The sequence below is a fragment of the Janibacter hoylei PVAS-1 genome (genome assembly GCF_004025845.1).
GTDB classification, from domain to species: Bacteria; Actinomycetota; Actinomycetes; order Actinomycetales; family Dermatophilaceae; genus Janibacter; species Janibacter hoylei.
Genome location: NZ_PIPF01000002.1, coordinates 1 through 24697, shown reverse-complemented (window position 1 = coordinate 24697; position 24697 = coordinate 1). Strand labels below are relative to the sequence as shown.

The 24697-nt window shown below is 74.1% G+C and carries 23 protein-coding genes and 1 riboswitch; of the genes, 11 read left to right on the top strand and 12 right to left on the bottom strand.

What is annotated here, in order from left to right; all coding sequences use genetic code 11:
• Window positions 1-24: 24 nt before the first annotated feature.
• Window positions 25-810 (bottom strand): precorrin-4 C(11)-methyltransferase, encoded by a 786-nt coding sequence (gene cobM, locus CWN80_RS02400; RefSeq protein ID WP_007928625.1) that lies wholly within the window; start codon window positions 808-810, stop codon window positions 25-27.
• A complete protein-coding gene (locus tag CWN80_RS02395; protein WP_007928626.1) occupies window positions 807-2033 on the bottom strand; it encodes a bifunctional cobalt-precorrin-7 (C(5))-methyltransferase/cobalt-precorrin-6B (C(15))-methyltransferase in 1227 nt (408 codons plus the stop codon). Before CWN80_RS02395 ends, cobM begins: the two co-directional genes overlap by 4 nt.
• Before the next feature lie 58 nt (window positions 2034-2091).
• Window positions 2092-2160, top strand: a riboswitch (cobalamin riboswitch).
• Window positions 2161-2210: 50 nt separating this feature from the next.
• On the opposite strand from CWN80_RS02395, the gene CWN80_RS02390 reads away from it, so the two are divergent.
• From CWN80_RS02390 to CWN80_RS02360, 7 genes are read left to right on the top strand one after another with little or no spacing between them, the layout of a single operon-like run.
• Entirely contained in the window at window positions 2211-4337 is a 2127-nt protein-coding gene (locus tag CWN80_RS02390) for a VWA domain-containing protein (RefSeq protein WP_238148033.1), read from the top strand.
• Window positions 4337-4951 carry a cob(I)yrinic acid a,c-diamide adenosyltransferase gene (gene cobO, locus CWN80_RS02385; protein ID WP_007929465.1) on the top strand — a complete coding sequence of 205 codons (615 nt, stop codon included), beginning with the start codon at window positions 4337-4339 and terminating at the stop codon, window positions 4949-4951. Before CWN80_RS02390 ends, cobO begins: the two co-directional genes overlap by 1 nt.
• Window positions 4945-7596: a bifunctional hydrogenobyrinic acid a,c-diamide synthase/histidinol phosphate aminotransferase CobBC gene (locus CWN80_RS02380; RefSeq protein ID WP_192899831.1), complete on the top strand. Its 2652-nt coding sequence runs from the start codon at window positions 4945-4947 to the stop codon at window positions 7594-7596. Before cobO ends, CWN80_RS02380 begins: the two co-directional genes overlap by 7 nt.
• The gene (cobA, locus tag CWN80_RS02375) at window positions 7593-8357 is read left to right on the top strand and encodes a uroporphyrinogen-III C-methyltransferase (RefSeq protein WP_007929461.1); all 765 of its coding nucleotides are present in this window, start codon (window positions 7593-7595) and stop codon (window positions 8355-8357) included. The genes CWN80_RS02380 and cobA overlap by 4 nt, the downstream gene beginning before the upstream one ends.
• Window positions 8354-9169 carry an adenosylcobinamide-GDP ribazoletransferase gene (locus CWN80_RS02370; RefSeq protein WP_007929459.1) on the top strand — a complete coding sequence of 272 codons (816 nt, stop codon included), beginning with the start codon at window positions 8354-8356 and terminating at the stop codon, window positions 9167-9169. Before cobA ends, CWN80_RS02370 begins: the two co-directional genes overlap by 4 nt.
• 2 nt (window positions 9170-9171) lie before the next feature.
• Window positions 9172-9759 (top strand): bifunctional adenosylcobinamide kinase/adenosylcobinamide-phosphate guanylyltransferase, encoded by a 588-nt coding sequence (locus CWN80_RS02365; RefSeq protein WP_040881706.1) that lies wholly within the window; start codon window positions 9172-9174, stop codon window positions 9757-9759.
• Entirely contained in the window at window positions 9756-10697 is a 942-nt protein-coding gene (locus CWN80_RS02360) for a cobalamin biosynthesis protein CobD/CbiB (RefSeq protein WP_128276824.1), read from the top strand. Before CWN80_RS02365 ends, CWN80_RS02360 begins: the two co-directional genes overlap by 4 nt.
• A gap of 18 nt (window positions 10698-10715) precedes the next feature.
• On the opposite strand, the gene CWN80_RS02355 is transcribed toward CWN80_RS02360, so the two are convergent.
• Window positions 10716-11471: a cobalt-precorrin-6A reductase gene (locus tag CWN80_RS02355; protein WP_128276823.1), complete on the bottom strand. Its 756-nt coding sequence runs from the start codon at window positions 11469-11471 to the stop codon at window positions 10716-10718.
• 45 nt (window positions 11472-11516) lie between these two features.
• Here CWN80_RS02355 and CWN80_RS02350 point away from each other — a divergent pair, with 45 nt between their 5' ends.
• Entirely contained in the window at window positions 11517-12203 is a 687-nt protein-coding gene (locus tag CWN80_RS02350) for a M50 family metallopeptidase (protein ID WP_128276822.1), read from the top strand.
• On the opposite strand, the gene CWN80_RS02345 is transcribed toward CWN80_RS02350, so the two are convergent.
• From CWN80_RS02345 to CWN80_RS02335, 3 genes are read right to left on the bottom strand one after another with little or no spacing between them, the layout of a single operon-like run.
• Complete coding sequence (locus tag CWN80_RS02345; RefSeq protein WP_007929449.1) at window positions 12200-12997, bottom strand: HAD family hydrolase; 798 nt, start codon at window positions 12995-12997, stop codon at window positions 12200-12202. The genes CWN80_RS02350 and CWN80_RS02345 overlap by 4 nt on opposite strands.
• Window positions 12994-14772: a proline--tRNA ligase gene (locus CWN80_RS02340; protein WP_192899832.1), complete on the bottom strand. Its 1779-nt coding sequence runs from the start codon at window positions 14770-14772 to the stop codon at window positions 12994-12996. The genes CWN80_RS02345 and CWN80_RS02340 overlap by 4 nt, the downstream gene beginning before the upstream one ends.
• A 50-nt stretch (window positions 14773-14822) precedes the next feature.
• On the bottom strand, window positions 14823-15731 hold the full coding sequence (locus CWN80_RS02335) for a LysR family transcriptional regulator (protein WP_128276820.1): 909 nt from the start codon (window positions 15729-15731) through the stop codon (window positions 14823-14825).
• A 71-nt stretch (window positions 15732-15802) separates the two neighbouring features.
• Between CWN80_RS02335 and CWN80_RS02330 the strand changes: the two genes are divergently transcribed.
• Window positions 15803-16723: an EamA family transporter gene (locus tag CWN80_RS02330; protein ID WP_128276819.1), complete on the top strand. Its 921-nt coding sequence runs from the start codon at window positions 15803-15805 to the stop codon at window positions 16721-16723.
• Window positions 16724-16756: 33 nt separating this feature from the next.
• On the opposite strand, the gene CWN80_RS15730 is transcribed toward CWN80_RS02330, so the two are convergent.
• Genes CWN80_RS15730 through poxB form a run of 5 tightly spaced genes read right to left on the bottom strand, consistent with a single transcriptional unit; the run spans window position 16757 to window position 21423 of the window.
• On the bottom strand, window positions 16757-17536 hold the full coding sequence (locus CWN80_RS15730) for an SIR2 family NAD-dependent protein deacylase (RefSeq protein WP_007928481.1): 780 nt from the start codon (window positions 17534-17536) through the stop codon (window positions 16757-16759).
• Window positions 17533-18390 (bottom strand): hypothetical protein, encoded by an 858-nt coding sequence (locus CWN80_RS15725; protein ID WP_007928485.1) that lies wholly within the window; start codon window positions 18388-18390, stop codon window positions 17533-17535. The genes CWN80_RS15730 and CWN80_RS15725 overlap by 4 nt, the downstream gene beginning before the upstream one ends.
• A gap of 5 nt (window positions 18391-18395) precedes the next feature.
• On the bottom strand, window positions 18396-19271 hold the full coding sequence (locus tag CWN80_RS02315; protein WP_007928487.1) for a GNAT family N-acetyltransferase: 876 nt from the start codon (window positions 19269-19271) through the stop codon (window positions 18396-18398).
• 3 nt (window positions 19272-19274) lie between these two features.
• Complete coding sequence (locus tag CWN80_RS02310) at window positions 19275-19667, bottom strand: DoxX family protein (RefSeq protein ID WP_007928489.1); 393 nt, start codon at window positions 19665-19667, stop codon at window positions 19275-19277.
• A gap of 10 nt (window positions 19668-19677) precedes the next feature.
• A complete protein-coding gene (gene poxB, locus CWN80_RS02305; protein WP_007928491.1) occupies window positions 19678-21423 on the bottom strand; it encodes a ubiquinone-dependent pyruvate dehydrogenase in 1746 nt (581 codons plus the stop codon).
• 94 nt (window positions 21424-21517) lie between these two features.
• Here poxB and CWN80_RS02300 point away from each other — a divergent pair, with 94 nt between their 5' ends.
• Window positions 21518-22489 carry a zinc-binding dehydrogenase gene (locus CWN80_RS02300; protein WP_007928493.1) on the top strand — a complete coding sequence of 324 codons (972 nt, stop codon included), beginning with the start codon at window positions 21518-21520 and terminating at the stop codon, window positions 22487-22489.
• Between the two features lie 132 nt (window positions 22490-22621).
• Window positions 22622-23773, top strand: a complete 1152-nt coding sequence (locus CWN80_RS02295; RefSeq protein WP_128276818.1) for a hypothetical protein — start codon at window positions 22622-22624, stop codon at window positions 23771-23773.
• A gap of 4 nt (window positions 23774-23777) precedes the next feature.
• Here the strand turns inward: CWN80_RS02295 and CWN80_RS02290 are convergent, their stop codons facing one another.
• Window positions 23778-24623 (bottom strand): GNAT family N-acetyltransferase, encoded by an 846-nt coding sequence (locus CWN80_RS02290; protein ID WP_128276817.1) that lies wholly within the window; start codon window positions 24621-24623, stop codon window positions 23778-23780.
• Window positions 24624-24697: the final 74 nt, after the last annotated feature.

Genomic DNA, 24697 nt, shown 5'->3' with positions numbered 1-24697 from the left:
TGGAGGCGATGGCTGGGGCCGAGACTAGCGAAGCCCGCCCGGGATGTCTGCTGCCGTCCGCTCCTCGCGCTCGGCCGCGCGGCGGCAGGAGTAGAGGTGCGATTCGACGAAGCCCTCGGCCTGCAGGGCCCACCCGACGACGATGATCGCGGCCTGCCGCAGGTCGTGCGCCTCGACCTGGGCGGCGATGTCGGCGAGGGTGCCGCGCAGGACGATCTCCTCGGGCTGCTCGACCCGGTAGGCCACGGCGACGGGGCAGTCGGCGCCGTAGTGCTCGGCGAGCCGGTCGGCGAGCTCGCGGGCGCGGCGGATCGCCAGGTGCAGCACGAGGGTCGCACCGGTCGCGGCGAAGGCCTCGAGCGACTCCCCCGACGGCATGGCCGTCGAGTCCCGCTGGGCGCGGGTGAGCACGACCGACTGGGCGACCTCGGGCACGGTGAGCTCGCGGCCGAGCCGGGCGGCGGTCGCGGCGTAGGCGGCGATGCCGGGCGTGATGTCCCACGGCACGCCGGAGGCGTCGAGCCGGCGGGTCTGCTCGGCGATCGCGGAGTAGACGCTCGGGTCGCCGGAGCACAGCCGGGCGACGTCCTCGCCCCGCTCGTGCGCGGCGACGAGCTCGGCGGTGATCCCGTCGAGGTCGAGGTCCTGGGTGTCGACGAGCCGCGCGCCGTCGGGGCAGTGCTCGAGGACGGCGGCATCGAGGTAGGTCCCGGCGTAGAGGCAGACCGGGCTCGCCGCGAGCAGGCGGGTCGCGCGGATCGTCAGCAGGTCGGCGGCACCGGGGCCGGCGCCGATGAAGTGAACGGTCATGTCGGGTCCTCGGAGTCGGTGCGGATCGCGGCGAGCTGGGTGACGGTGCGGGCAGGGGTCCACGACAGGAAGCGACCGAGCGGGACGGCCCGCTCCACGGACAGGCGGGTGAGCTCGCCGCCGGTGCGGGCGTGCCGGCCGATGAGCGCGGCGTCCCCCTCGAGCGTCACGGCGTGCGCGACGAGGCGTCCGCCGGGGCGAAGGGAGGACCAGGCCCGGTCGAGCAGGTCGGGGTCGAGCCCGCCGCCGACGAAGATCGCGTCGGGCGTCGGCAGCATCGCCAGGTCGGTGCTGCCGGTGTCGCCGACGACGACGTCGACGCGGCCGGCGAGGCCGAGGGCGGCTGCGTTGTCGCGGATGCGCTGGGCGCGGGTCGCGTCGCGCTCCACGCAGGTGACGGTGGCGCGGTCGGCGGCGAGGCACCACTCGAGGGCGACGGAGCCGTTGCCGGCACCGAGGTCCCACAGGTGGGCTCCGGGGGTGGGTCGCAGTCGGGCCAGACCGCTCGCCCGCATGTCGCGCTTGGTCAGCTGGCCGTCGTGGTCGATGAAGTCCTCGGGGCGCCCCGGGACCGCTCCGGCGGTCGCGGCAGTCGCCGCGGGGTCGTCGGCGCGCACGTCGAGGCAGGCGAGCACGAGGTCGGGGGTGGCCCCGGCGAAGCCGTCGGCGCGCTCGGAGCGAGCGCCCTCGTCGGGGCTGCCAAGGTGCCAGCGGGCGGTGAGCATGCTTGCGCCCCAACCGTGCTCGGTGAGCAGTGCGCCGAGCCGAGCCGGGTCGCCGCCCCCGGAGAGGAGGACGACGAGTCGCGCGCCGGGGGCCAGGTGGGGCAGGACCGCGCGTATGTCGCGCCCGACGGTCGTGACGACGACGGTCTCCTCGGCGGACCACCCCTGACGGGCGCGGGCGAGGGCATCGCTGCCGATGGCGGGGTGGACGCGCACGCGGTCGGCGCCGACGAGCTCGACCAGGGTCGTGGCGATGCCGGAGCGCAGCGGGTCACCGCTGGCGAGGACGACGGCGTCGGGGTGCGCCTCGACGAGGGCGGGCAGCGCCGGGCGAAGGGGGCTGGGCCAGGGCACGAGCTGCGCCTCGGGTGCGTGGGGGGCGACGAGGTCGAGGTGACGGCCGCCCCCGACGAGGGTCGCAGCACCGCTGATGAGGGCGCGTCGGGCCTCGTCCAGACCGGACCACCCGTCGTCCCCGATACCCACGACCTCGATCACGGACGCCCACCCTAGGGCCTCGCCCTCCTGTGAGAGGATCGCGCCCAGGCACTCCCCCGAGGAATCCGGTGCAACTCCGGAGCGGTCCCGCCACTGTCACGGCCCACGCGGCCCGAGCCAGACACTCGGTCGGTGCCCGTCGTCGCGAACCCGCGTCGATGTCGTCGGACGGCGAGCGTGGACACTCGCCAGGAGGCCGCCACTGTGAGCCGCACCGGGTCCCGGACCCCCACCTTCCCCTTCACCGCGCTCGTCGGTGCCGACGAGTTGACGTCGGCGCTGCTGCTGAGCGCGATCTCGCCCGAGATCGGCGGCGTCCTCGTCCGCGGTGAGAAGGGCACCGCCAAGTCGACCGCCGTCCGCGCCCTCGCCTCGGTCCTGCCCGAGCAGCGGGTGGCGAGCGAGTGCCGCTTCGGCTGCGACCCCGACCGCGACGAGGACTGCCCCGACGGCCCCCACGAGGACGCGGCCACGACCCGCCCGGCCCGCCTCGTCGAGCTGCCGGTCGGCGCGACCGAGGACCGCGTCGTCGGCTCCCTCGACCTGCGCCGGGCGCTCGGGGACGGCGAGGCGGCCTATCAGCCCGGTCTGCTCGCCGAGGCCCACCGCGGCATCCTCTACGTCGACGAGGTCAACCTCCTGCACGACCACCTCGTCGACGTGCTGCTCGACGCTGCCGCGATGGGGCGCAACACGGTCGAGCGCGACGGTGTCTCGATCTCGCACCCGGCGCAGATCACCCTCGTCGGCACGATGAACCCCGAGGAGGGCGAGCTGCGCCCGCAGCTGCTCGACCGCTTCGGCCTGACCGTCCACGTCGCCGCGAGCCGCGACCCCCATGTGCGCGCCGAGGTCGTGCGTCGCCGGCTCGAGGCCGACCTCGACCCGGCGGGCTTCGCGGCCCGCTTCGCCGACGCCGAGGCCGAGCTGACCCAGCGCCTGGCCGCCGCCCGCGAGGCGGTGCGCCGGGTCGCGCTCGACGAGCGGACCCTGCGGACCATCGCGCGGGTGTGCGCCGGCTTCGACGTCGACGGCATGCGCGCCGACATCGTCACCGCCCGCACCGCTGCGGCGCACGCCGCGTGGGAGGGGCGCGACCACGTGACCCGCGAGGACATCCGGGCCGCGGCGCTGCTCTCCCTGCCCCACCGCCGCCGTCGTGCTCCCTTCGACGCGCCGGGTCTCGACGAGGACCTGCTCGACCGGCTGCTCGACGAGGAGCCCGAGGACGACCCGCCGGGTGGTGGCGAGGAGCCCGACGGTGGCGAGCCGGAGGGCGGGGACCAGCCCGGCGACGGCCCGGGCGAGGCGCCCGCCGCCGACCCCTCCGACCAGCCCCCGGGCCCGACGTCGTCCGGCGACCAGCCCCAGACCGGGCCGCAGTCGTCCGCCGACCCGGCCCCCGACCCCCCGGACGAGGCGACAGAGGCCCCCGAGTCGCCCCCTTCGCCCCCGACCGGCGCCCAGCCGACGCCCACCGGCACCGCCACGGCCACCGAGCCCTACCGCGCCCGGCGCCTCGAGCTGACCGGGGTGGGCACCGGCCCGGCCGGTCGCCGCTCGCCCGCCCTCACCCCGCGTGGCCGGGTCGTCGGCACCCACCCAGCGGGCCACGAGCCCGCCGGGTCGCCGGTGCACCTGACCGCCACCCTCCGGGCCTCGGCCGCGCGGCGCGCTGCGGGCACCGGCCCGACCCGGGTCACCGGCGACGACCTGCGCCACGCGATCACCCGCGGGCGCGAGGCCAACCTCGTGCTGCTCGCCGTCGACGCCTCCGGGTCGATGGCCGCCCGCAAGCGGATGGGCGAGGTCAAGACGGCGGTCCTCTCGCTCCTGCTCGACGCCTACCAGCGCCGCGACCGGGTGGGTCTGGTGACCTTCCGCGGGCACGAGGCCGAGCTGCTGCTGCCCCCGACCTCGTCGGTCGAGGCGGGCGCCGCGCGACTGGCCCAGATGCCGCACGGAGGCCGCACCCCGCTCGCCGAGGGACTGACCGAGATCGCGAAGGTCGTGGCCCGAGAGCGCATCCGCGACCGTCACCAGCGCGCCCTCGTCGTCCTCGTCACCGACGGGCGCGCCACCGCCGGGCCCGACGCCCTCGCCCGCGCCCAGCACATCGCCGACGCCTGGGGCGGCACCGCGGAGACGGTCGTCGTCGACTGCGAGACCGGCCGATTTCGGATGGGTCTGGCCGCCGACCTCGCCAGGCGGATGGGCGCCGAGCACATCCCCCTCGAGCAGGTCGCCGCGAGCGGCCTCGTCGAGATCGTCACCGACCGCACCACCCGAAGGAGCGCCGCCTGATGGCCCAGGGACAGACCCCCGTCACGCCGAAGGACGGGCTGACCACGCGGCAGCGCCGCAACCGGCCGCTCGTCGTCGTCCACGGTGGCGTCGGCAAGGGCAAGTCGACGGCGGCCTTCGGCCTCGGCCTGCGCGGGTGGAACCAGGGCTGGTCGATCGGCGTCTTCCAGTTCGTCAAGTCCGCGAAGTGGCGCATCGGCGAGGAGGAGGTCTACAGGACCCTCGGCCGCGTCCACGAGGAGACCGGCGAAGGGGGTCCCGTCGAGTGGCACAAGATGGGCTCGGGCTGGTCGTGGTCGCGCAAGGCCGGGTCCGAGGAGGACCACGCCGCCGACGCCCGTGAGGGCTGGGAGGAGATCAAGAGGCGGCTGGCCGCCGAGACGCACACCGTCTACATCCTCGACGAGTTCACCTACGTCATGAAGTGGGGCTGGGTCGAGCTCGACGACGTCATCGACACGCTGACCCACCGCCCCGGCTACCAGCACGTCGTCATCACCGGCCGCGACCCGCACCCGCGGCTGCTCGAGATCGCCGACGTCGCGACGGAGATGACCAAGGTCAAGCACCCCTTCGACCAGGGTCAGAAGGGCCAGAAGGGCATCGAGTGGTGACCCTCCCCCGGGTGCTCGTCGCGGCACCCGCCTCTGGTCACGGCAAGACGACGATCGCCGTGGGGATCATGGCCGCCCTCGCCCGCCGTGGACTGACCGTGGCCCCGGCCAAGGTCGGCCCGGACTACATCGACCCCGGCTACCACGCGCTCGCCACCGGCCGGCCGAGCCGCACCCTCGACCCGTGGCTCGTCGGCGAGGACCTCGTCCAGCCGCTGCTCGCCCGGGGGGCCACCCACCCGACCCCCGCGGACGTCGCGGTGCTCGAGGGCGTCATGGGCCTCATGGACGGGCGACTCGGCACCGACGGTTTCGCCTCGAGCGCCCACGTCGCCACGCTGACCCGCACCCCCGTCCTGGTCGTCGTCGACATCAGCTCGACCTCCCGGACCGTGGCCGCGACCGTCCACGGGCTCGCGACCATCGACCCCGACCTCGACGTCGTCGGCGTGGTGCTCAACAAGGCGGGCACCTCCCGCCACGGCGACGAGGCCCGCCGAGCCGTCGAGGCCGTCGGCGTGCCCGTGTGGGGCGTGCTCCCCCGCGACGCCGCCATGCACGTGCCCTCCCGCCACCTCGGCCTCGTCCCCGCCGCCGAGCGCGGGCAGGCCGCCGCGACCCTCGACCACATCGCCGCCGTCGCCGAGGAGCACCTCGACCTCGACGCCCTGCTCGCCGCAGCGCGCACGGCGCCCGACCTCGACGTCACGCCCTGGGACCCAGCGCTCCCCTCCTCGCACCCTGAGGAGGGCGCCCCGCGCCCGTCTCGACGGGAGACCCCGGTGGTCGCCGTCGCGGGCGGTCGGGCCTTCACCTTCCGCTACCCCGAGACCGTCGAGCTGCTCGAAGCGGCGGGTGCTCGGGTCGTCGAGCTCGACCCGGCACGCGACGTCGCCCTCCCCGAGGGGACCAGCGGCCTCTACCTCGGGGGCGGCTTCCCCGAGGTGCACGCGCGCACCCTCGCGACGAATCGCCCTCTCGTGCAGCAGATCCGCGACGCCATCGCCGCCGGGATGCCCACCGTCGCCGAGTGTGCCGGCATGCTCTACCTCGCCGAGGCCCTCGACGACCACCCGATGGTCGGCGCCCTGCCCGCCCGGGCCGCGATGGGTCGGCGCCTCACCCTCGGCTACCGCGAGGCGACGAGCGTCGTCGACTCCGTCCTCGGCCCCGCCGGAACCCGGGTGACGGGCCACGAGTTCCACCGCACGGTGACGGACCCCCCCTTCGGCACCACCGCAGCCTGGGACCTCGGCGACCGCACCGAGGGCTTCGCCCTCGACCCCGCCGCCACCGGCCGAGCCACCCTCGTCGCCTCCTACCTCCACACCCACTGGGCCGGCTCGCCCTCCGTCGCCCGTTCCTTCGTCGACGCCGCCTGTGGCTGGGGCACTGCCCGCGTGGTGGCGTCACAAGCCCGCGCGGTGGCGTCTGGCGCGGGCCCTCGGGGCGTCCGTGGATCGGGTGGGGTGGCGCTGGGGGGTTCGCACGTGCACCACGAGTTCTCGGAGCTCTCACCTGACTCATCGCAACCGGCTCAGCCCTTGAGTCGCGCCACCCCAGCCCGATCCACGTCCTTGCCGGACCGCACGCCCCCGGTCGCCTTCGAGGGATCGGTGCCCGATCCTCTGCGGCATCATGGCGACGCCGAGGTGTCGGACGACCTGGTGGACCTGGCGGTCAACGTGCGGCTGACGCAGCCTCCGGAGTGGCTCGCACGGGCACTCGTCGAGGAGCTCGGGTCCGTGGCGTCCTACCCGGACGCGACCCGGGCGGTGGACGCGCTGGCGGCGCGACACGGTGTGGCGCGGGAGCAGGTGCTGCCGACGAGCGGTGGGGCCGAGGCCTTCACGCTGGTCGCGCGAGCGCTGACGCCGACCGACGCGGTGGTCGTGCACCCCCAGTTCACCGAGCCGGAGGCCGCGCTGCGGGCTGCCGGGCACGAGGTGCGGCACGTGCTGCTGCGGGCGGAGGAGGGCTTCGCGCTCACGCCCGAGGCGCTCGGGCAGATCGGGGACGCCGACCTCGTCGTCATCGGCAACCCGACCAACCCGACGGGCGTGCTGCACCCGGCCGACGCGATCCGCACGCTCGTGCGCCCGGGGCGGGTCGTGCTCGTCGACGAGGCCTTCGTCGACGCGGTGCCCGGCGAGCGCGAGAGCCTGCTCGACGGTGACCTCGCCGGCCTGCTCGTCGTCCGCTCCCTGACGAAGACCTGGGCCGTCGCCGGCATCCGCGCCGGCTACGTCGTCGGTGACGCCGAGCTCGTCACCGCCCTCGCTGCGCACCAGCCGCACTGGTCCGTGGGCTCGCTGGCACTGCGGCTCATGACCGAGACCGCCACCCCGGCCGCGCTCGCCGAGGCGGCCCGTGCCGCCGACGAGTTCACGATCTGGCGCGCTCACCTGACCCGCGGGCTGCACGCCCTGGGCGTCCCGACCGGGGGCGAGGCCGCCCCCTTCGTCCTCGCCCGGGTGGGCGCGGGTGTCCACGGGGCGCTGCGCGATGCCGGCTGGGCGGTGCGTCGGGGCGATACTTTCCCGGGGCTCGACCCCACCTGGGTGCGGATCGCCGTCCGTGACCCGCACACCATCGACGGGCTCCTGCGCGAGCTCGGCCACATCCTGCACCGGAGGACCGCATGACCGACGCCACCACCGCACCCGCCACCGGTCGGGTCCTGCTCGTCGGCGGCGGACCCGGGGACCCCGCCCTGCTCACCGTGGCCGGACGCGACGCGCTCGCCGCCGCGGACGTCGTCGTCACCGACCGGCTCGGCCCGGTGTCAGCCCTCGACGAGATCGCACCCCAGGCCGAGATCGTGCACGTCGGCAAGATCCCGCGCGGGGACTTCACCCCGCAGGAGCGCATCAACGAGCTGCTCGTCGAGCACGCCCGGGCCGGGCGGACCGTCGTGCGGCTCAAGGGGGGCGACGGGTACCTCTTCGGTCGTGGCGGTGAGGAGTGGAACCACTGCGTCGCCGCCGGTGTCCCCGTCGAGGCCGTTCCGGGGGTCTCTTCTGCCTTCTCCGTTCCGGCCCTCGCCGGCATCCCCGTGACCCACCGCGGGCTCTCCCAGGGAGTGGCCGTCGTGTCGGGCCACGTCGGCCCCGACGACCCGCGCAGCGAGGTCGACTGGGCCGCCCTCGCCACCTCGCGACTGACGATCGTCGTCCTCATGGGCGTCGCGACCCTCAGCTCGATCGCCGAGGCACTCGTCGCCGCCGGCCTGTCTCCGGAGACGCCTGCCGCCTGCATCGCCGACGGCGCTACCCCCCTGCAGCGCTCGGTGCGCGCACCGCTGTCGCAGATCGCCGCCGTCGCCGACGCGGAGGGCATCGCACCCCCGGCCATCACCGTCATCGGCGACGTCGTCGACTCCCTGCAGGACCCGGCCTCGTCGTGAGCCTGGGCGAAGGGATGCGGTTGGCGGTCGGGACCTTCACCCGGTCGCCGAGCGGTCGGGTCACGATCACCCCCGACACCGCGCGCACGGCCCTGCTTTTCGCCCCCTTCGCCGTGCTTCCACTCGCTCTCCCGGTCGTCCTCGTCGGGCTGACCGTCCCGCTCGGGGTGCCAGCGCTCGTCGCCGCGGGCCTCGCGGTCGGCGTGCTCGCGTACGGCTCGCGCGGGATGCACCTCGACGGGCTCGCCGACACGGTCGACGGCCTCGGCGCCGGCTGGGACCGGGACCGCGCGCTCGAGGTCATGCGTCGCGGTGACGTCGGCCCCATGGGAGCGATCGCTCTCGTCGTCCTCCTGCTGGTGCAGGCCGCTGCGATGGCCGCCCTCTTCGGTGCCGGGTGGCGGGGTGCCCTCGTCGTCGGTGCCGCCGTCATCGCCTCCCGGGTCGCGCCGGCCGCCGTCTGCACCCGGGGACAGCGGGCCTCGCAGGGCTCGAGCCTCGGCGCAGCCTTCGTGGGCACCGTGCCCGTCGTGGGCGCGCTGCTCGCGACCCTCGCCGTCAGCGCCCTCCTCGTGGCCTCGGTGCTGCCCGTCGCCCTGCAGCCCGGCGGCCTGGACTCCAGCACCTCCCTCTGGGTCACCGTCCGGGCGCTCCTCATCGGCGCCCTGGCGGCACCAGCGGCCGTCTGGGCCGCGATCTCCCTGCGGGACAGGGCTGCTCGCACCTTCGGTGGAGTGGGCGGTGATGTCATCGGCGCCGGGGTCGAGGTGGCCCTCACCGTCCTGCTCGTCCTGCTCACGGTGGCGTGGTGACGATGCGCGTCCTCGTCACCGGCGGCATCCGGTCCGGCAAGTCCCGGCACGCAGAGTCCCTGCTCCTGCCGGGCTCTCCCCTCGAGACGATCGAGGACGGCCGCCCCCGCGGGACATGGGACCCACGCGTGGACCCGGTCACCTACCTGGCAGCCGGGCCCCAGCGCGACGACGCCGACTGGGCCGCGCGCGTGGCCGCCCACCGAGCGCGGCGACCCGACACCTGGCTGACGCTCGAGAGCACCGACGCCGCCGCCGGTATGCGGGCGGCGTCGGGCCCGGTGCTCCTCGACTGCCTCGGCACCTGGCTGACCGCGCAGCTCGACGAGATCGGTGCGTGGGCGGCCCCCGAGACCGACTGGGCACCGGATCTCGAGCAGCGGGTCTCCGCTCTCGAGGAGGCCTGGCGCGCAACCCCCTTCATCGTCGGGGTGACCAACGAGGTCGGCTGGGGACTGGTGTCGGAGCACCGGTCCGGGAGGATCTTCGCCGACCGGCTCGGCTGGCTCAACCAACGCATCGCGAGCGCCTCCGACCGGGTCGACCTCGTCGTCTCCGGGCAGGTGCTGACGATCAAGGAGCCGGCATGACCCACGCTTCCCGCGTCGACGCCGTCAGCCTCGGGCTGGCCTTCGGCTGGGTGGCCGACCTTGCGCTCGGCGACCCTCGCCGCGGGCATCCGGTCGCCCTCTTTGGCACGTGGGCCGGGTGGGTCGAGGCCCGCACCCACCGCGACAGCCGGGCCGCGGGCATCGCCACCGAGGCCCTCGCCCTCGCCCCCGTCGTGGCCCTCGGGGTGGCTGCGGGCCGGCTCACCGGCCCCTCGTCCACCCTCGCCACCGCGACACTCACCTGGACAGCCTTGGGCGGCACGAGCCTCGGGCGCGAAGGCCGCGCCGTCCACGACCTGCTCGCCGCCGACGACCTGACCGGCGCCCGGACCCGGGTGCGGCACCTCGTCGGTCGCGTCACCGACGACCTCGAGGCCGACGAGGTGGCCCGGGCCGCCGTCGAGTCGATCGCCGAAAACACCTCCGACGCCGTCGTCGGCACACTCGTGTGGGGCGCCGCCCTCGGCCCGCTCGGGATCGTGCTGCACCGCGCGGCCAACACCCTCGATGCGATGCACGGGCACCGCACCTCGCGCTATGCCCGATTTGGTTGGGCCGCAGCGCGACTCGACGACCTCTTGGGCTGGGTGCCCGCACGGGCGACCGTGCTGGCGACCGCGGCGGCGGTCCCCCTCCGTGCCGTTGAGGTGCTGCGCACCGCCGCCCGCGACGGCCGGGCCCACCCCAGCCCCAACGCGGGACCGGTCGAGGCAGGCTTCGCCGCCGCCCTGGGTATCCGCCTCGGCGGTCGGACGGTCTACGCGAGCGGTGCCGAGGACCGGGTCGTCATGGGGTCGGGACCAGCACCCACGGTCCCCGACCTCCCACGTGCTATCACCCTGGCCCGTCGGGTCGGGACCGTCGCGCTCGCCGGCGCCCTCGCCGGTCGCCTGGTCGCCCGCGCGCTCCGCCCCTGAGCGCGTCTGGGGCGCGCGTCAGGGGCGGAGCGAGCCGAGCGACTCCACCCAGGTCGCCGCTGCTGCGGCATCCGCCGCCTCGGCGACGCCCGGAGCACGCGTGGGTCGGGCCACGACGACGACGGGGACGCCGAGCGTGCGCGCGGCGTCGAGCTTGGCCTCGGTGTAGCGCCCGCCGGAGTCCTTGGTCAGCAGCACGGAGACGTCGTGGGTGCGCATGATCGCCTCCTCGTCGGCGACGGCGAAGGGCCCGCGCGAGCGCAGCACCGTCCACGCCGCCGGCAGCGGCGACTCGGGCGGCTCCACGAGCCGGACGAGCACCGGCCGCTCACGCCAGGCGTCGACGTGGTGGTGCAACGTCTGCCGACCCGTCGTGACGAAGGGGGTCCCCCCCACCTCGTCCGCGGCCGCCCGTGCCGCCTCGTGCGAGTCCACCCAGGTCCACGACCCGGCATCCGGGTGCCGACGCCAGCCCGGTCGCGCGAGCCGGAGCAGAGGCAGGCCGAGTGACGAGCAGGCCTGTGCCGCATGGTCGCCCATCGTCGTCGCGAAAGGGTGGGTGGCGTCGACCACCGCCGTCACGTCGTGCTCCTGCAGCCACGACCGGAGTCCTCCGACGCCCCCGAAGCCGCCGATGCGGACCTGTCCGACGGGCAGTCGGGGGCGGGAGACACGGCCCGCGAGCGAGGATGTGAGAGGGACTCCCTTCGCCTCGAGGTGGGCGGCCAGATCCCTGGCCTCGGCGGTCCCACCGAGGATCAGCACGTGCGTCATGCGCTCACCCTCCCACGCACAGGTTGCGCACCTAGCGTCTCCCCCGTGCAGCAGCTCATCGACCGACTCTCCCCCGCGGGTCCCGCCCCCGACCTCGAGGGCTGGGTGCTCGTCGCCGTCCTCGCGGTGGGCTGCATCGCCGCGACCTGGTGGCCGGCCTGGCGCACCCTGCGCCTGGGCGTCACGCTCGTCCACGAGCTCGGGCACGCCCTCGTGGGCATGGCGTGCGGGCGACGCTTCACGGGCTTCGTCCTGCGCTCCGACATGTCCGGCCACGCGGTGACCGTCGGCCCGGCCCGGGGCGCCGGTGTGGTCGCCACGACCTGGGCGGGCTACCCCGCACCCGGGGTCGTCGGTGCGGCAGTGGTCCTGCTCGCCACCGTCGGGTGGTCCGCCCCTGCACTCTCCGTCGTGCTCGCCGGGCTGCTGGCTGCCCTGACGCGGGTGCGATCGGCCCTCACCGGCCTCGTGGTCCTCACGGTGACGGCGGCGACGGGCGCCCTGTGGTGGTGGCGCGACGACGCGCTGCAGCAGCAGGTCCTCGTCGGGGTCGGGGTCCTCCTGCTCATCGGCGCCTGGCGCCACCTGGCGACGCTGCTGCCCCGGCCCGAGCCGGCCAGCGACCCGGGCGCGCTCGCCCGGGTCACGGGTGTGCCGGCCCTGCTGTGGGTGGCAAGCTTCGCCCTCGTGCTCGCCGGCGCGACCTGGCTCGTCGTCAGCCGCCTCGCCTAGAGCCAGGCGTCGACGATGTCGAGCACGTCGAGCAGCTCGTGCGCGACGCCGTCGGGCTCGACGTCGACGGTCACCTGCTGGTCGGCCGGGATGTCGCTGTGCGGCACCCAGACCGCCCGCATGCCGACCTCCTGCGACCCGAGCACGTCCTCGAAGAGCCGGTCGCCGACGTAGACGGCGTGGGAGACGGGCACACCGACGGCCGCGGCCGCCGCCTCGAAGGCCTCCCGGTGCGGCTTGACGACCTTGATCTCCGACGAGTACACGTCCCCGTCGACGAGGTCGAGCACTCCGTCACGCGCGAAGATCTCGCGGTGGTACTCACCGCTCCAGATGGTGTTGGACAGCACCCCGACCTTGAGGCCCCTCGCGCGCAACCCCTCCCAGAGCGGCCGCACCTGCGGGTCGGTGTGGGTGTGCGGCTCCCAGAAGCGGCGATAGGCCGCGAGCGCGACGTGGTGCCGGTCCTCGCGCGGGTCGATGCCGGCCTCGGCGAGGATGTCGTCCAGATGGGCGCCGCGCTGCTCGTCGCGGACCTGGCGCCACGCATGGGCCTCGACGGCGTGGATCCGCTCGGCGAGCTCCTGCGCGCGGTCCAGGTCCGCCTGCGGCACCTCGTCGGACTCGATCGGGATGCCGTGGACCTCCCGGGCGAAGACCCGCCACTGCTGGCCGAGATCGATCGTGTGCCACGGGGTGAGCGTGCCGCCCCAGTCGAAGATCACCGCCTCGACCGGGCCCGCGGCCGGCCGCTCGTGGACCGTCAGCGGGTGGCGCATCTCGTCGACGCTCACGAGGCCGTGCCCCTCACCTCTGCGAGCACGGCCGCGACGGCCTCAGCCACGGGCACCTCGCGACGATCACCGCTGCGGCGGTCCTTGATCTCGACGACCCCGTCGGCCAGGCCCTTGCCGACGACGAGGATCGTCGGGACGCCGACGAGCTCGGCGTCCTTGAACTTCACGCCCGGGCTCACCTTGCCGGTGCGGTCGTCGTAGAGCACGGTGACACCCTGCGCCTCGAGCTGGGCCGACAGGTCACCGGCCGCCGTGAAGATCTCGTCACTCTTGCCCGCGGCCACGACGTGCACGTCGAAGGGAGCGAGCTCGCGGGGCCACACCAGGCCCAGCTCGTCGTGGTTGTCCTCGGCGACGACACCGACCGCACGGGTCACGCCGACGCCGTAGGAGCCCATCGTCACGGTGACGAGCTTGCCGTTCTCGTCGAGGACCTTCAGGCCCAGCGCCTCGGCGTACTTGGTGCCGAGCTGGAAGATGTGGCCCATCTCGACGCCGCGCGCGAGGGTCAGGGTGCCGGAGCCGGTCGGGCTCGGGTCGCCCTCACGGATCTCGGCGGCCTGGATCGTGCCGTCGGCGGTGAAGTCCCGGCCGTGGACGAGGTCGATGACGTGCTTGCCGTGCTCGTCGGCGCCGGTGACCCACGCGCTGCCCTCGGCGATGCTCGGGTCGAGCAGGTACCTGATGCCGCTCGAGCGCTCGGAGCCGAGGACACCCGGGCCGATGTAGCCCTTGGCGAGCATCGGATGGGCGGCGAAGTCGGCCTCGCCGAAGTCCTCGACCTCCGCGGGCGAGACCTGCGCCTCGAGGCGCTTGGCGTCGACCTCGCGGTCGCCGGGCACACCGATGGCCAGGGGCTCGCGCCACGGCTCGTCGTGCTCCTCGTCGGCGGGGTGGACAAGGGTGACGAGGACGTTCTTCAGCGTGTCGGCACCGGTCCACTCCCGCCCGTCGGTGCGCGGGTGGTGGGCGTTGAGGGCCGCGACGAGGGTCTCGATCGTCGGGGTGTCGGGGGTGTCCTCGACGTGCGCGGGTCCGGCGGTCACCTCGACCGCCGGGGCCTGCGGCAGCTCGACGGCCTCGACGTTGGCCGCGTAGCCGGAGGCGTCGCGCACGAAGGTGTCCTCGCCGTTGGGGCTGACGGCGAGGAACTCCTCGCTCGCGCTGCCGCCCATCGCGCCGGAGTCGGCGTGGACGATGACGTACTCGAAGCCGAGCCGGTCGAAGATCTTGATGTAGGCGTCACGGTGCGCGTCGTAGGCCTTCTGCAGGCCGGCCTCGTCGATGTCGAAGGAGTAGGAGTCCTTCATGACGAACTCACGACCGCGCAGCACACCAGCGCGCGGGCGGGCCTCGTCGCGGTACTTGGTCTGGATCTGGAAGAGGGTGAGCGGCAGGTCCTTGTACGACGTGTACATGTCCTTGACCGCGAGGCAGAACATCTCCTCGTGCGTCGGCCCGAGGAGCATCTGCGCGTCCTTGCGGTCGGTGAGGCGGAAGAGGTTGTCGCCGTACTCGGTCCACCGGTTGGTCGCCTCGTAGGGCTCCTTGGGCAGCAGCGCGGGGAAGGACAGCTCCTGGCCGCCGATCGCCTCCATCTCCTCGCGGACGATCGCCTCGACCTTGCGCAGCACCTTCAGCCCGAGCGGCAGCCACGTGTAGACGCCGGGGGCGGCGCGGCGGACGTAGCCCGCCCGCACGAGGAGCTTGTGGCCCGGCAGCTCCGCGTCCGCGGGGTCCTCGCGGAGGGTGCGGAGGAAGAAGGACGACATGCGAGTGACCACGGACGGTGCTCCTGGTGAGGCGAAGGGGGTGTGCCCGCTCAGGGTATCCGCTCGCCCGTGAGGGCCGCCCCGGCAGCGCGCAGGCGTGCGGTGACCAGGCGGACCGCGACCCGCTCGGCACGGTCGGGTCGTGAGAGCGCGACGATCCACCGTGCCGCGGGCACGTCGACGAGCGGGACGAGCGCGAACTCGTCTGCCGTGCGGGTCGTGTAGCGCGGCAGCAGGGCCAGGCCCTCGCCGGTCGCGACGAGGGCGGCGACGAGCTGGTTGTCCCGCACGCGCAGGCGCCGCCGCAGGGCTCGACCGCACTCGGCCTCGATGCGCTGCAGCACCGTGTCGAAGGGGTAGCCCTCCGGCACACTGATCCACGCCTCGTCGACGACGTCGCCGGGGTGCAGCGACGAGCGCCGGGCGAGGGGGTGGTCGGGCGGGACGGCGACGTCGAGCGGCTCGCGGACGAGGACGGTGCTGCTCAGCCGCTCACCTCCGACGGGCACCTCGCTCGTCAGGGAGTGCGCGATGACGATGTCGGCATCGGCCGCGGCCCGGGCGTAGTCGGTCTCCGCGAGGTCGAGGTCGTCGATCTCCACCGACACACGGCTGCCGGCGAGCGACGTCAGCGCACCGGGCAGCAGCGCCGTCAGGCCGCTCGGCAGGCCGGCGACCCGGACCGTGCCCACCGGGTCACCCCGGTGCTCCTCGAGGCGGGCCGCGACCCGGGTCAGCGCGGCGCCGACCTCGTCCGCGCCGTCGGCGAGCAGCTCGCCGGCCTCCGTGAGGCGCAGCCCCCGGCCGCGCGCCTCGACGAGTGGCGTGCCGGCGGCCCGCTGGGCGGTGCGCAGCTGCTGCGAGAGGGCCGACGGGGTGCGGTGCGTGGCCGCCGCGACGGCCGCGAGGCTCCCCCGCTCGCGCAGGTCGCGGAGCAGCTCGAGGTGCCGGATGTCCATGTAGCAACCCTAAAGGGAGCAGTCACGATGATTTGCTTGTCCTGCACGATCTGGTCGCCGACGATCGACGGGTGCCGATCCGCCACCGCCTGCTCGCCGTCGTCGTCGCCGTCCTCTGGGGCGCCAACTTCATCGCCATCCACGCCTCCCTCGAGATCTTCCCACCCTTCCTCTGCTCCGCCCTGCGCTTCACGCTCATGGCGATCCCGACGCTCCTGCTCGTGCCCCGCCCCGACGTGCCCACGCGGTGGCTCGTCGGTTACGGCGTCGGCTTCGGCATCCTCCAGTTCGCCTTCCTCTACCTCGCCATGGACGTCGGCATGCCGGCCGGTCTGGCCTCCCTCGTGCTGCAGAGCTCGGCTCCCTTCACCGTCGTCCTCGGGGCCGTACTCCTCGGCGAGCGCCTCGGCACCCGGGCCGCGGCCGGCGTCGCGGTCGCCGCGCTCGGGATGGCGGTCGTCGGCAGCCAGCGGCTCGACGCGGAGGCGGGGCTCCTCCCCTTCGTCCTCACCCTCATGGGCGGGCTCGGGTGGGCCTTCGGCAACCTCGCCTCCCGCCTGGCCGTGGCGCCGCGGCCGTTGCACCTGACCCTGTGGATGACGGTGATCCCGCCGGTCCCCATGCTCACCCTGTCGCTGCTCGTCGAGGGGCCGGAGCGCATCGGCACGGCCCTGGCCGACTCGCTCTCCACCGCGGCGATCCCCGCCTGGCTGGGCCTGGCCTACACGACCGTCCTCGCGACGCTCGTGGGCTTGGGCATCTGGACCTGGCTCATGGCCCGCCACCCGTCGGGGACGGTCGCCCCCTTCTCCATGCTCGTGCCGGTGACCGGCCTGGCCCTCGCGTGGCTCCTCCTCGACGAGGTGCCCGCCCCCCTCGAGCTCGTCGGAGGCGCCCTGGTCGTCGGCGGGGTCCTGTGGGCCTCACGCCCCCGCCGGCCTGAGGCGCTGCCGGACCCCTCGCCGGAGCCGGCGGCCCACGTGGGGAGGTGACCGCCGGCAGCGACGGGCGCACCCGACCGGCTTCTACCGGGCGGCGGCCACCAGCTGCGGCAGCACGTGCGCGGCGGTGCCCCGCACGACGAGGTGGCACATGTCCGAGATCTCGGTCTCGCCGGGGTTGACCTCGATGACCGTGGCTCCCTCGGCCCGCGCCATCGCCGGGTAGCCGGCTGCGGGGTAGACGATGCCGGAGGTGCCGATGACGAGCGCGACGTCACCCGGCTCGAGGGCGTCGATGGCCGCCTCGGTCGCGGCGACCGCGTCGTCCGGCAGGACCTCGCCGAACCACACGACACCGGGACGCACGTCCCCTTCGCACTCGGGGCAGGTCGGCGGGTCGATGCGCTCCGTCGGCTCGGTCGGCAGGTCCACGTCGCCTGTGTACGGGGTGTCACAGTCGCTGCACCGCAGCTCGAAGAGCGACCCGTGCAGGTGGGCGGCGACGGTCGAGCCGGCCCGCTCGTGCAGGTCGTCGACATTTTGCGTCGCGATGGTCACCTCGCGCCGGCCGGCGAGCTCGGCGAGCGCCCGGTGCCCGGGGTTGGGTTCGACGCCGCGGACGAGCTGCATCCGCCAGGCGTACCAGGCCCAGACGAAGGGAGGGTCCAGCCGGAAGGCCTCGGCCGTCGCCAGCTCGCTGGCGTCGAACTCCTCCCACAACCCGGTCTGCGCGTCGCGGAAGGTCGGCACGCCCGACTCCGCGCTCATCCCCGCACCGGAGAGGACGAGGACGCGGCGGGCGCCGCGGACGGCATCGACCACGGCGTCGGGCACGACGAGGTCGGTCTCGGTGGTCTCGGTCACGAGTGCTCCTGCGGAGGTACGGGCTGGGCGTGCCGCCACATCATCGCAAGGGGCGGCACGGACTGCGGCACGAGGAAGTGCACCTGCCCGCCTCGGAGGACCTCGGTGACGAGGACGTGCCCGGGCCGGGTGGCGACGTCGGCCGGCACGACGAGGCGGCCCCCGGGGTCGCCGAGCAAGACGGCGGCCCGCGAGTGCACGACGCCTCCTGCTGCGGTGGTGACGGGGGTGGCCGCCTGCATCGGCCCGAGGAGTGTCGTGCCGACCTCTCCGGTCGGCGACCGCAGGACCACATGCGAGGTGTCCGGGCTCGTCGGCAGCACCACCGCCGCCGACGGGTCCTGCGGTCCTCCCTGACCCGCGCGCGCCCGAGCGGACCGCGATCCGCCGCGGACCTCCCAGCGCAGCCACAAGGCCATGAACCCACCGCCGCCGAGGAGGACGAACCCGACGAGAGCCAGCTCGAGGCCGACCCCGCCGCCGAGGGCGAGCCCCAGCACCCCGACGGCGAGCAGCGCGAGGCCGCCGAGCACGGCCCCTGCGGACGCCAGCACGTATGTCCCGATGAGCAGCACCCGCACCACCGGACCGGGGCGCAGCATGTGGAAGAAGATCGAGCACCAGTAGAGGCCGAGGGCGGCGGCCAGGACGAGGGTCCAGAGTCGGTCCCCCACGGAGCCGCTCGGCCGGACCGCCAGCCCGAGCAGGAGGGGCACCCCGATGGGGGCGACGAAGAAGACGCCGAGACGGTTCCACCCCACGGGCCAGTTGCCCCACATCTCGTTGAGGTCGTGGCGCATCCGCCGGCCGAAGGAGACCTGGCTGCGCCATGGGGCCTCGTGGGTCTCGAGCACCGCGGTCAGTCCTGGCTCGCCGGGGTCGGCTGCTCGTACTGGGCACGGGTGCCGTGGCCCCGGAAGCCAAGGCGCTCGTAGAGCGACCGGGCGGGGTTGTCGCAGCCCACGGCCAGCCAGACCTCGTCGGCGCCGGCCCGCTGGAGGGCCGTCAGAGAGCGGGCGACGAGATGGGCACCGAGCCGGTGGCCGCGCCACTCGGGGACGACCCCGACCTCCTCGATCCAGCCGTCCGAGAGGGTGACGAAGCCGGCGACGTGGCCGCGGCGGTCCATGGCGACCCGGGAGTCCTCCGGCTGGAAGCCGCGCTGCTCGCGCAGCCACCGGCCCCAGGCCCGGGAGCTGCCGGCGCTGTAGCCGGGCTGGTCGCCGAAGGAGGCCGCGTAGGCGTGGCGGAAGGCCTCGGAGGTGTCGTCGGTGAAGGGCAGGGTGACGATGTCCTCGGGCCGGCGGACGAAGGGGATCGAGCGCAGGCTGTGCCGCATGATCGACTCGGCGAAACCGCGGTGCAGGCCGAGCTCGGCGAAGAGGGTCTCCGCCTCGGGGCTCACCGAGTCCAGGACGAAGCGCACCGGGCCCACCGAGTGGCCGATGACCCACTCGGCGATCTCCTGCCCGAGCCCCTGCCCCATGGCGGCGGGGTCGATGAGGCCGGTCGCCGTCCGAGCGCCGTCGGCACTGATGCCGATGGCGGCCGCCGCGACGATGTCACCGAGCTCGTCCCGCCCGCAGATCGACTGCTCGGTCAGGTAGCCGTCGCGCAGGTGCTGCGGGTCGGCGAGGTCGGGCAGCCCGCCGTCGCGCTCGAGGCAGGCCGTCCCGAGGCGGACGAGCGAGGCGATGTCGTCCGCGGTCGTGGGCGACCACTCCAGCACGCCCACGGATCAGCCGCCGCGGGCCGCGCGCAGGGCGGTGCGCACCAGGGGCCACTGGAGCGGCAGCCGGGCCAGCGTCCCGGCGAAGAACCCGACCGCCTGCGGCGTGCCCTTGCGCCGCGCCCGACGGCCGTGGTCGACGCTCATCTGGACGTTGGCCGGCAGCACCCCGATCAGGAGCGCTGCGCTGGCCCAGCCGGCGGCCGGGCGGGTCGCCGGTACCAGCAACCCTGCACCGCAGGCGATCTCGGCAACACCTGAGGCGAGGACGAGCTCTCTGGCGCGCCCGCGCAGTGGTGCGGGGATGATCGGCTCGTAGACCTCGGGACGCGCGATGTGAAGCACTCCCGCGCCGACGAGGAGGGCGGCCAGGCCGGTCGTGGGCAGGTCGGGTCGGGTCATCGGTTTCCTCCTAGAAGATCTGTCGCAGGTTGGCCCGCGACAGGTCCAGCAGCTCGTCGCCGCGGCCGGACATCACGGTGCGCAGGGCGTAGAGGGTGAATCCCTTGACCTGCTCGGCGGAGATCGCCGGCGGGATCGTCAGCTCCTGCCGCTCGGTGACGACGTCGACGAGCGCCGGTCCGTCGTGGGCGAAGGCCTCGCGCAGGCTGGTCTCGAGGTCGGCGGCCTCGGTGACGCGCCAGCCCTTGATCCCGCAGGCCTGTGCCACCTGGGAGAAGTCGGGGTTGTGCAGGTCGGTGCCGAAGTCGGGTAGTCCGGCGGCCTTCATCTCGAGCTCGACGAAGTTGAGCGAGGAGTTGTTGAGCACGACGATCTTGATCGGCAGGTCGTGCTGACGCACGGTAAGCAGCTCCCCCATGAGCATCGCCAGGCCGCCGTCACCGCTCAGCGTGACGACCTGACGCTCGGGCTGCGCGAGCTGCGCGCCGATGGCCTGCGGCACGGCATTGGCCATCGACCCGTGGATGAAGGAGCCGATGAGCCGGCGGTCACCGCGGCACTCGAGGTACCGGGCGGCGTACACGACCGGCGAACCGACGTCGGGGATGAAGACGGCGTCGTCGGCCGCGATCTCGTCGACCAGTCGGGCGAGGTACTGGGGGTGGATCGCCTGGTGCTTGCGGCCCCCGAGCAGCCCCTTCTTCGGTGGCTCGGCGAGTTCGTCGAGCTTGTCGCGGGTCTTGCGGTAGTGCTTGACCGAGTCCTCAAGGTGGGTGCGGTCGCGCGCGCGCTGCAGGAGCGGGAGCAGTGCCCGGATCGTGTCGCCGACGTCGCCGACGAGCCCGAGGTCGAGCGGCACCCGCCGCCCGAGGTGCTCGCCCCTCGTGTCGACCTGGATGAAGCGCGCACCCTCCGGGTAGAACTGCCGGTAGGGGAAGTCGGTGCCGAGCATGAGCACGGTCTCGGCCTCCTCCATCGCCCGGTAGCCGGAGGCGAAACCGAGCAGGCCGGTCAGGCCGACGTCGAAGGGGTTGTCTCCCTCGATGTCCTGCTTGGAGCGAAGGGTGTGCACCACCGGTGCCGCGAGCAGGTCCGCGAGGGCGAGGACGTCGTCCTTCGCTCCGGCTGCCCCGGCCCCGACGAGCAGGGTGGTGCGCTTCGACGCGCCGAGCAGCTCCGCGGCCCGCTCGAGCTGGTCTGCGGCGGGGACGATCCGCGCGCGGGCCCGCTCGACGACGGTCACCCGGTCGTCGGCGGCCTCGGTCTGGGCGACGTCACCGGGGACGACGAGCACGGCGACCCCGCGCTCCTGGATCGCCGCGCGCATGGCGGTCTCGAGCATCCGTGGCATCTGCGAGGCGTCGGTGACCATCTCGGCCCAGACGCTGCACTCGCGGAAGAGCTCCTGCGGGTGGGTCTCCTGGAAGTACCCGCTGCCGATCTCGGAGCTCGGGATCTGGGCGGCGATGGCCAGCACCGGCACCCGGCTGCGCTGTGCGTCGAAGAGACCGTTGATCAGGTGGAGGTTGCCCGGGCCGCAGCTGCCGAGGACGACGGCCAGGTCGCCGGTGAGCTCGGCATCGGCCGCAGCGGCGAAGGCGGCGGACTCCTCATGGCGCACCAGACGCCAGGCGATCGAGCCGTCACGACGCATAGCCTCGGTGAAGCCGTTGAGCGAGTCACCCGGCACGCCGTAGGCGCGGGTGACCCCGTTGGCCCTGAGGGTGGCGATGACGTTGTCGGCGATGGTGCTCATGCGCAGCTCCTTGTTCGGGAACAGTCCGTAATGCCCACGCTAGTGCCCGGTGGCAGAGTAGGGCGCATCGTCCCCGATCGAAGGGAGCGCACCGATGCGCGCCGTGTACGCCGAGAGCATCAACAGCAAGGACCCGCTCTCCGGGCTCGTCGTCGGCGAGCGACCCGAGCCACAGGCGCCGGAGGGGTGGGCGCGGGTCACCGTCAAGGCCGCGGCACTCAACCACCACGACGTGTGGTCGCTGCGTGGTCAGGGGCTCAAGGCGGAGGCCCTGCCGATGATCCTCGGCTGCGACGCCGCCGGCGTCGACGAGGAGGGCAACGAGGTCGTCGTCCACGCGGTCATCTCGGACCCTGGCTTCACCGGCACCGACGAGACGACCGACCCGCGTCGCTCGCTGCTGTCCGAGCGCTATCAGGGCACCTTCGCCGACACCGTGGTCGTGCCGCGGCGCAACCTCGTGCCCAAGCCGGAGGGCCTGAGCATGGTCGAGGCCGCCTGCCTGCCGACGGCGTGGCTCACCGCCTACCGGATGCTCTTCGTCCGCGGGGCGATGCGCCCCGGAGAGAGCGTGCTCGTCCAGGGCATCGGTGGTGGCGTCTCGACGGCGCTCGTCGCGCTGGCCCGGGCCGCCGGCCTGCGGGTCTACGCGACCTCCCGCAGCGAGGCCAAGCGAGCCCGGGCCCTGGAGATCGGGGCGCACGAGGTCTTCGACTCCGGCGAGCGACTGCCGGTCAAGGTCGACGCGGTCATGGAGACGGTCGGTCGTGCGACCTGGCAGCACTCGATCCGCTCCCTTCGCCCCGGCGGTCGGATCGTCATCGCCGGCACGACGAGCGGGCCGCAGGTCGACGACGCGATGCTCACGCACATCTTCTTCCTCCAGCTGGGCGTCATCGGCTCGACGATGGGCACGCGCGACGAGCTCGACGCCCTCGTCCAGATGCTGCACGCCACGGGCACCCGGCCCCTCGTCCATGCCCAGCTGCCGCTCGAGCAGGCCCGTGACGGGTTCGCGCAGATGATCGAGGGCGACCAGATCGGCAAGATCGTCTTCACCCTCTGACGCCGGCCCGCACGGCTACCCTCGCCGCATGCGCGCTCCCTCCCGTACCACCGTCGTTGCCGCCACCCTCGCCGGCCTCCTGGGGTGGGCGCGGGGTGGCTCGGCGCGGCGCGCCCCTGGCAGGACGAGCTGATGGTCACCGAGGCGGGCGACGGCAGCGGCACCGTGCAGCTCATCGCCACCGAAGCCCACGACGAGGTTCCCGGGGGGCTCCAGCAGTGGTGGACCGACGGTCGCTCGACCCTCCTGTTGGCGCCCACGGACAGCGGCTTCGCCCTGCTGCCGCAGCGAGAGGTACCCGGAGGTCGGTGGGAGGCATACGTCGACACCACGAGCAGGGTCCGCCCCGTCGATCTCGCGGCCCTGCCGGGCAGCGAAGACGGCCCGTGGGTGGCCTTGGGGGCCTCGTCGGCCCACACGGTTGACCACACGCTGCGGTCGTGGTCCGGCGACTGGGCGGGCCAGTCCGACCCCGACGCTGCGCTGCCCGCGCCGACGGCGTCGAAGGTGCCGGCAGCTCCCGACCCGATGATCTCTGGAGAGACCGCACTCCACTCCTTCGTCGCGGTGGCGACCATCGACAGCCACGATCTGGGGGTGACCGCCTGGCACCAGGAGTCGACGTCGGGGGTGAAGAACACCACACGCGGGCTCGCCGTGAGCCCGGACGCGAGCGCCTGCCGCTGGGGGGACGAACTCGAGGCGCCGGGCATCCCGGTCGACCTCGCCTCGACGGGGACCGGCTTCGTCCTCGTCGTCGACGGGATGGACGGCGTGCGGGTCCTCTTCGCCGACGACGCAGGACTCGACTGGCAGGAGGTCGGCAAGGCCCCTGAGGGGATGCATCTCGCGCGGGCAGTCGACACCCCCGAGGGCGCCCTCCTGCTGTGGCGCACCGACGGTGACGACGGACCCGATGAGCTGAGCATCCAGCGGGTCTCGACCGACGGGACGGTCGAGGACGAGGTCGAGGCACTGCCGCTGCCGGTGGACATCTACGGCATCACCAGCGCGGCCCGCGTGGACGACCGGTGGGTCGTCGGCGCGGGCGCCTCCGACGGCCATGCGTGGGCGAACCCCGGGTACTCCCCGGGCCGGGCCCGTCTGCTCCGCGCGGGCGACGAGGTGTGGGAGGACGTCACCCCCGAGGCGATGCGTCACCGGCTGGACGAGACCGTCGTGGCCATGGCCACCACCGTCGCGGGCAAGACGACCTTCACCCTGGCATCGCCCGTGCAACGGACGGCGTCACGCTGGCGCTGGGAGCCGACCGACCCGTCGTGAGGGCCTAGAGCAGGATCGTCGCGAAGGTGCCGACCCGCTCCATCCCGATGCGGCGGTAGGTCGCGAGGGCGGGCGCGTTGTAGTCGTTGACGTAGAGCGTCGCGAGCGGCGCGTGGTCGAGCATCGACTGCTCGAGCGCTGCCGCCATCATCGGCGCGGCCAGACCCTGACCGCGCAGCTCGGGCGTGAGCCAGACCCCCTGGATCTGGCAGGCCCCGAGACCGACGGAGCCGACGTCGGCCTTGAAGAGGACCCGTCCGCCCTCGACGACCACGTAGGTGCGTCCGGCGTGGATCAGCCGCCAGATCGAGTCGCGGTAGAAGGCAGGGCTGCCGGTGTAGGGCCGGTAGCCGATCTCCTGGGTGAACATGTGCTCGGCGGCGGGAAGCACGAGGTCGACCTCGTGCTCCTGCGCGGGCCGGACCCGGGGGTCGAGCGGGATCCCCAGCCGAGACGGGGGTGTCGCCGTCGCGAGCAGCGGCTGCTCGCCGCGCACTGCGCGGGGGGGCGGGAAGTCGTGGCCGACGGCGTCCCACAGGCCGCGCACCTCGTCGCGGGGGCCGAGGAAGGAGGCCGACCGGCGACGGACCTTGCGCACCTGCGCGGCGAGCGGCCCCCAGCTGGCCGGGGTCGTCCCGACGGGCACGACATTGGCGACCGTCCACACCAGAGAGGCCAGTTGTCCGTCCTCGAACCACCCGAAGGCGCCGGCCGCTCCGGACCCCAGCCCACCGTCGAGGATCCGGCTCGCGACGAAGACGTGGGCGGCTGGGTCGCGCGCGCACAGGTCCAAGGCGGCATCGACGTCGTCGGGGCCCAGGAGCCGGGTGGGTTGGCGGGTGCGCAGCACCCCGCCAGCCTAGACGCCGAGCACCCTCCCCGGTCCTTCAGGAGGCCGCCCACCGTGACGAGAGCCCGGTCCCT

Coding starts and splice junctions, on each gene's coding strand:
- CWN80_RS02355 (WP_128276823.1), bottom strand. CDS start 11,471: ATGACGCACGTGCTGATCCTCGGTGGGACCGCCGAGGCCAGGGATCTG.
- CWN80_RS02360 (WP_128276824.1), top strand. CDS start 9,756: ATGACCCACGCTTCCCGCGTCGACGCCGTCAGCCTCGGGCTGGCCTTC.
- cobO (WP_007929465.1), top strand. CDS start 4,337: ATGGCCCAGGGACAGACCCCCGTCACGCCGAAGGACGGGCTGACCACG.
- cobM (WP_007928625.1), bottom strand. CDS start 810: ATGACCGTTCACTTCATCGGCGCCGGCCCCGGTGCCGCCGACCTGCTG.
- CWN80_RS02335 (WP_128276820.1), bottom strand. CDS start 15,731: ATGGACATCCGGCACCTCGAGCTGCTCCGCGACCTGCGCGAGCGGGGG.
- CWN80_RS02295 (WP_128276818.1), top strand. CDS start 22,622: ATGGTCACCGAGGCGGGCGACGGCAGCGGCACCGTGCAGCTCATCGCC.
- CWN80_RS02365 (WP_040881706.1), top strand. CDS start 9,172: ATGCGCGTCCTCGTCACCGGCGGCATCCGGTCCGGCAAGTCCCGGCAC.
- cobA (WP_007929461.1), top strand. CDS start 7,593: ATGACCGACGCCACCACCGCACCCGCCACCGGTCGGGTCCTGCTCGTC.
- CWN80_RS02310 (WP_007928489.1), bottom strand. CDS start 19,667: ATGACCCGACCCGACCTGCCCACGACCGGCCTGGCCGCCCTCCTCGTC.
- CWN80_RS02340 (WP_192899832.1), bottom strand. CDS start 14,772: ATGTCGTCCTTCTTCCTCCGCACCCTCCGCGAGGACCCCGCGGACGCG.
- poxB (WP_007928491.1), bottom strand. CDS start 21,423: ATGAGCACCATCGCCGACAACGTCATCGCCACCCTCAGGGCCAACGGG.
- CWN80_RS02300 (WP_007928493.1), top strand. CDS start 21,518: ATGCGCGCCGTGTACGCCGAGAGCATCAACAGCAAGGACCCGCTCTCC.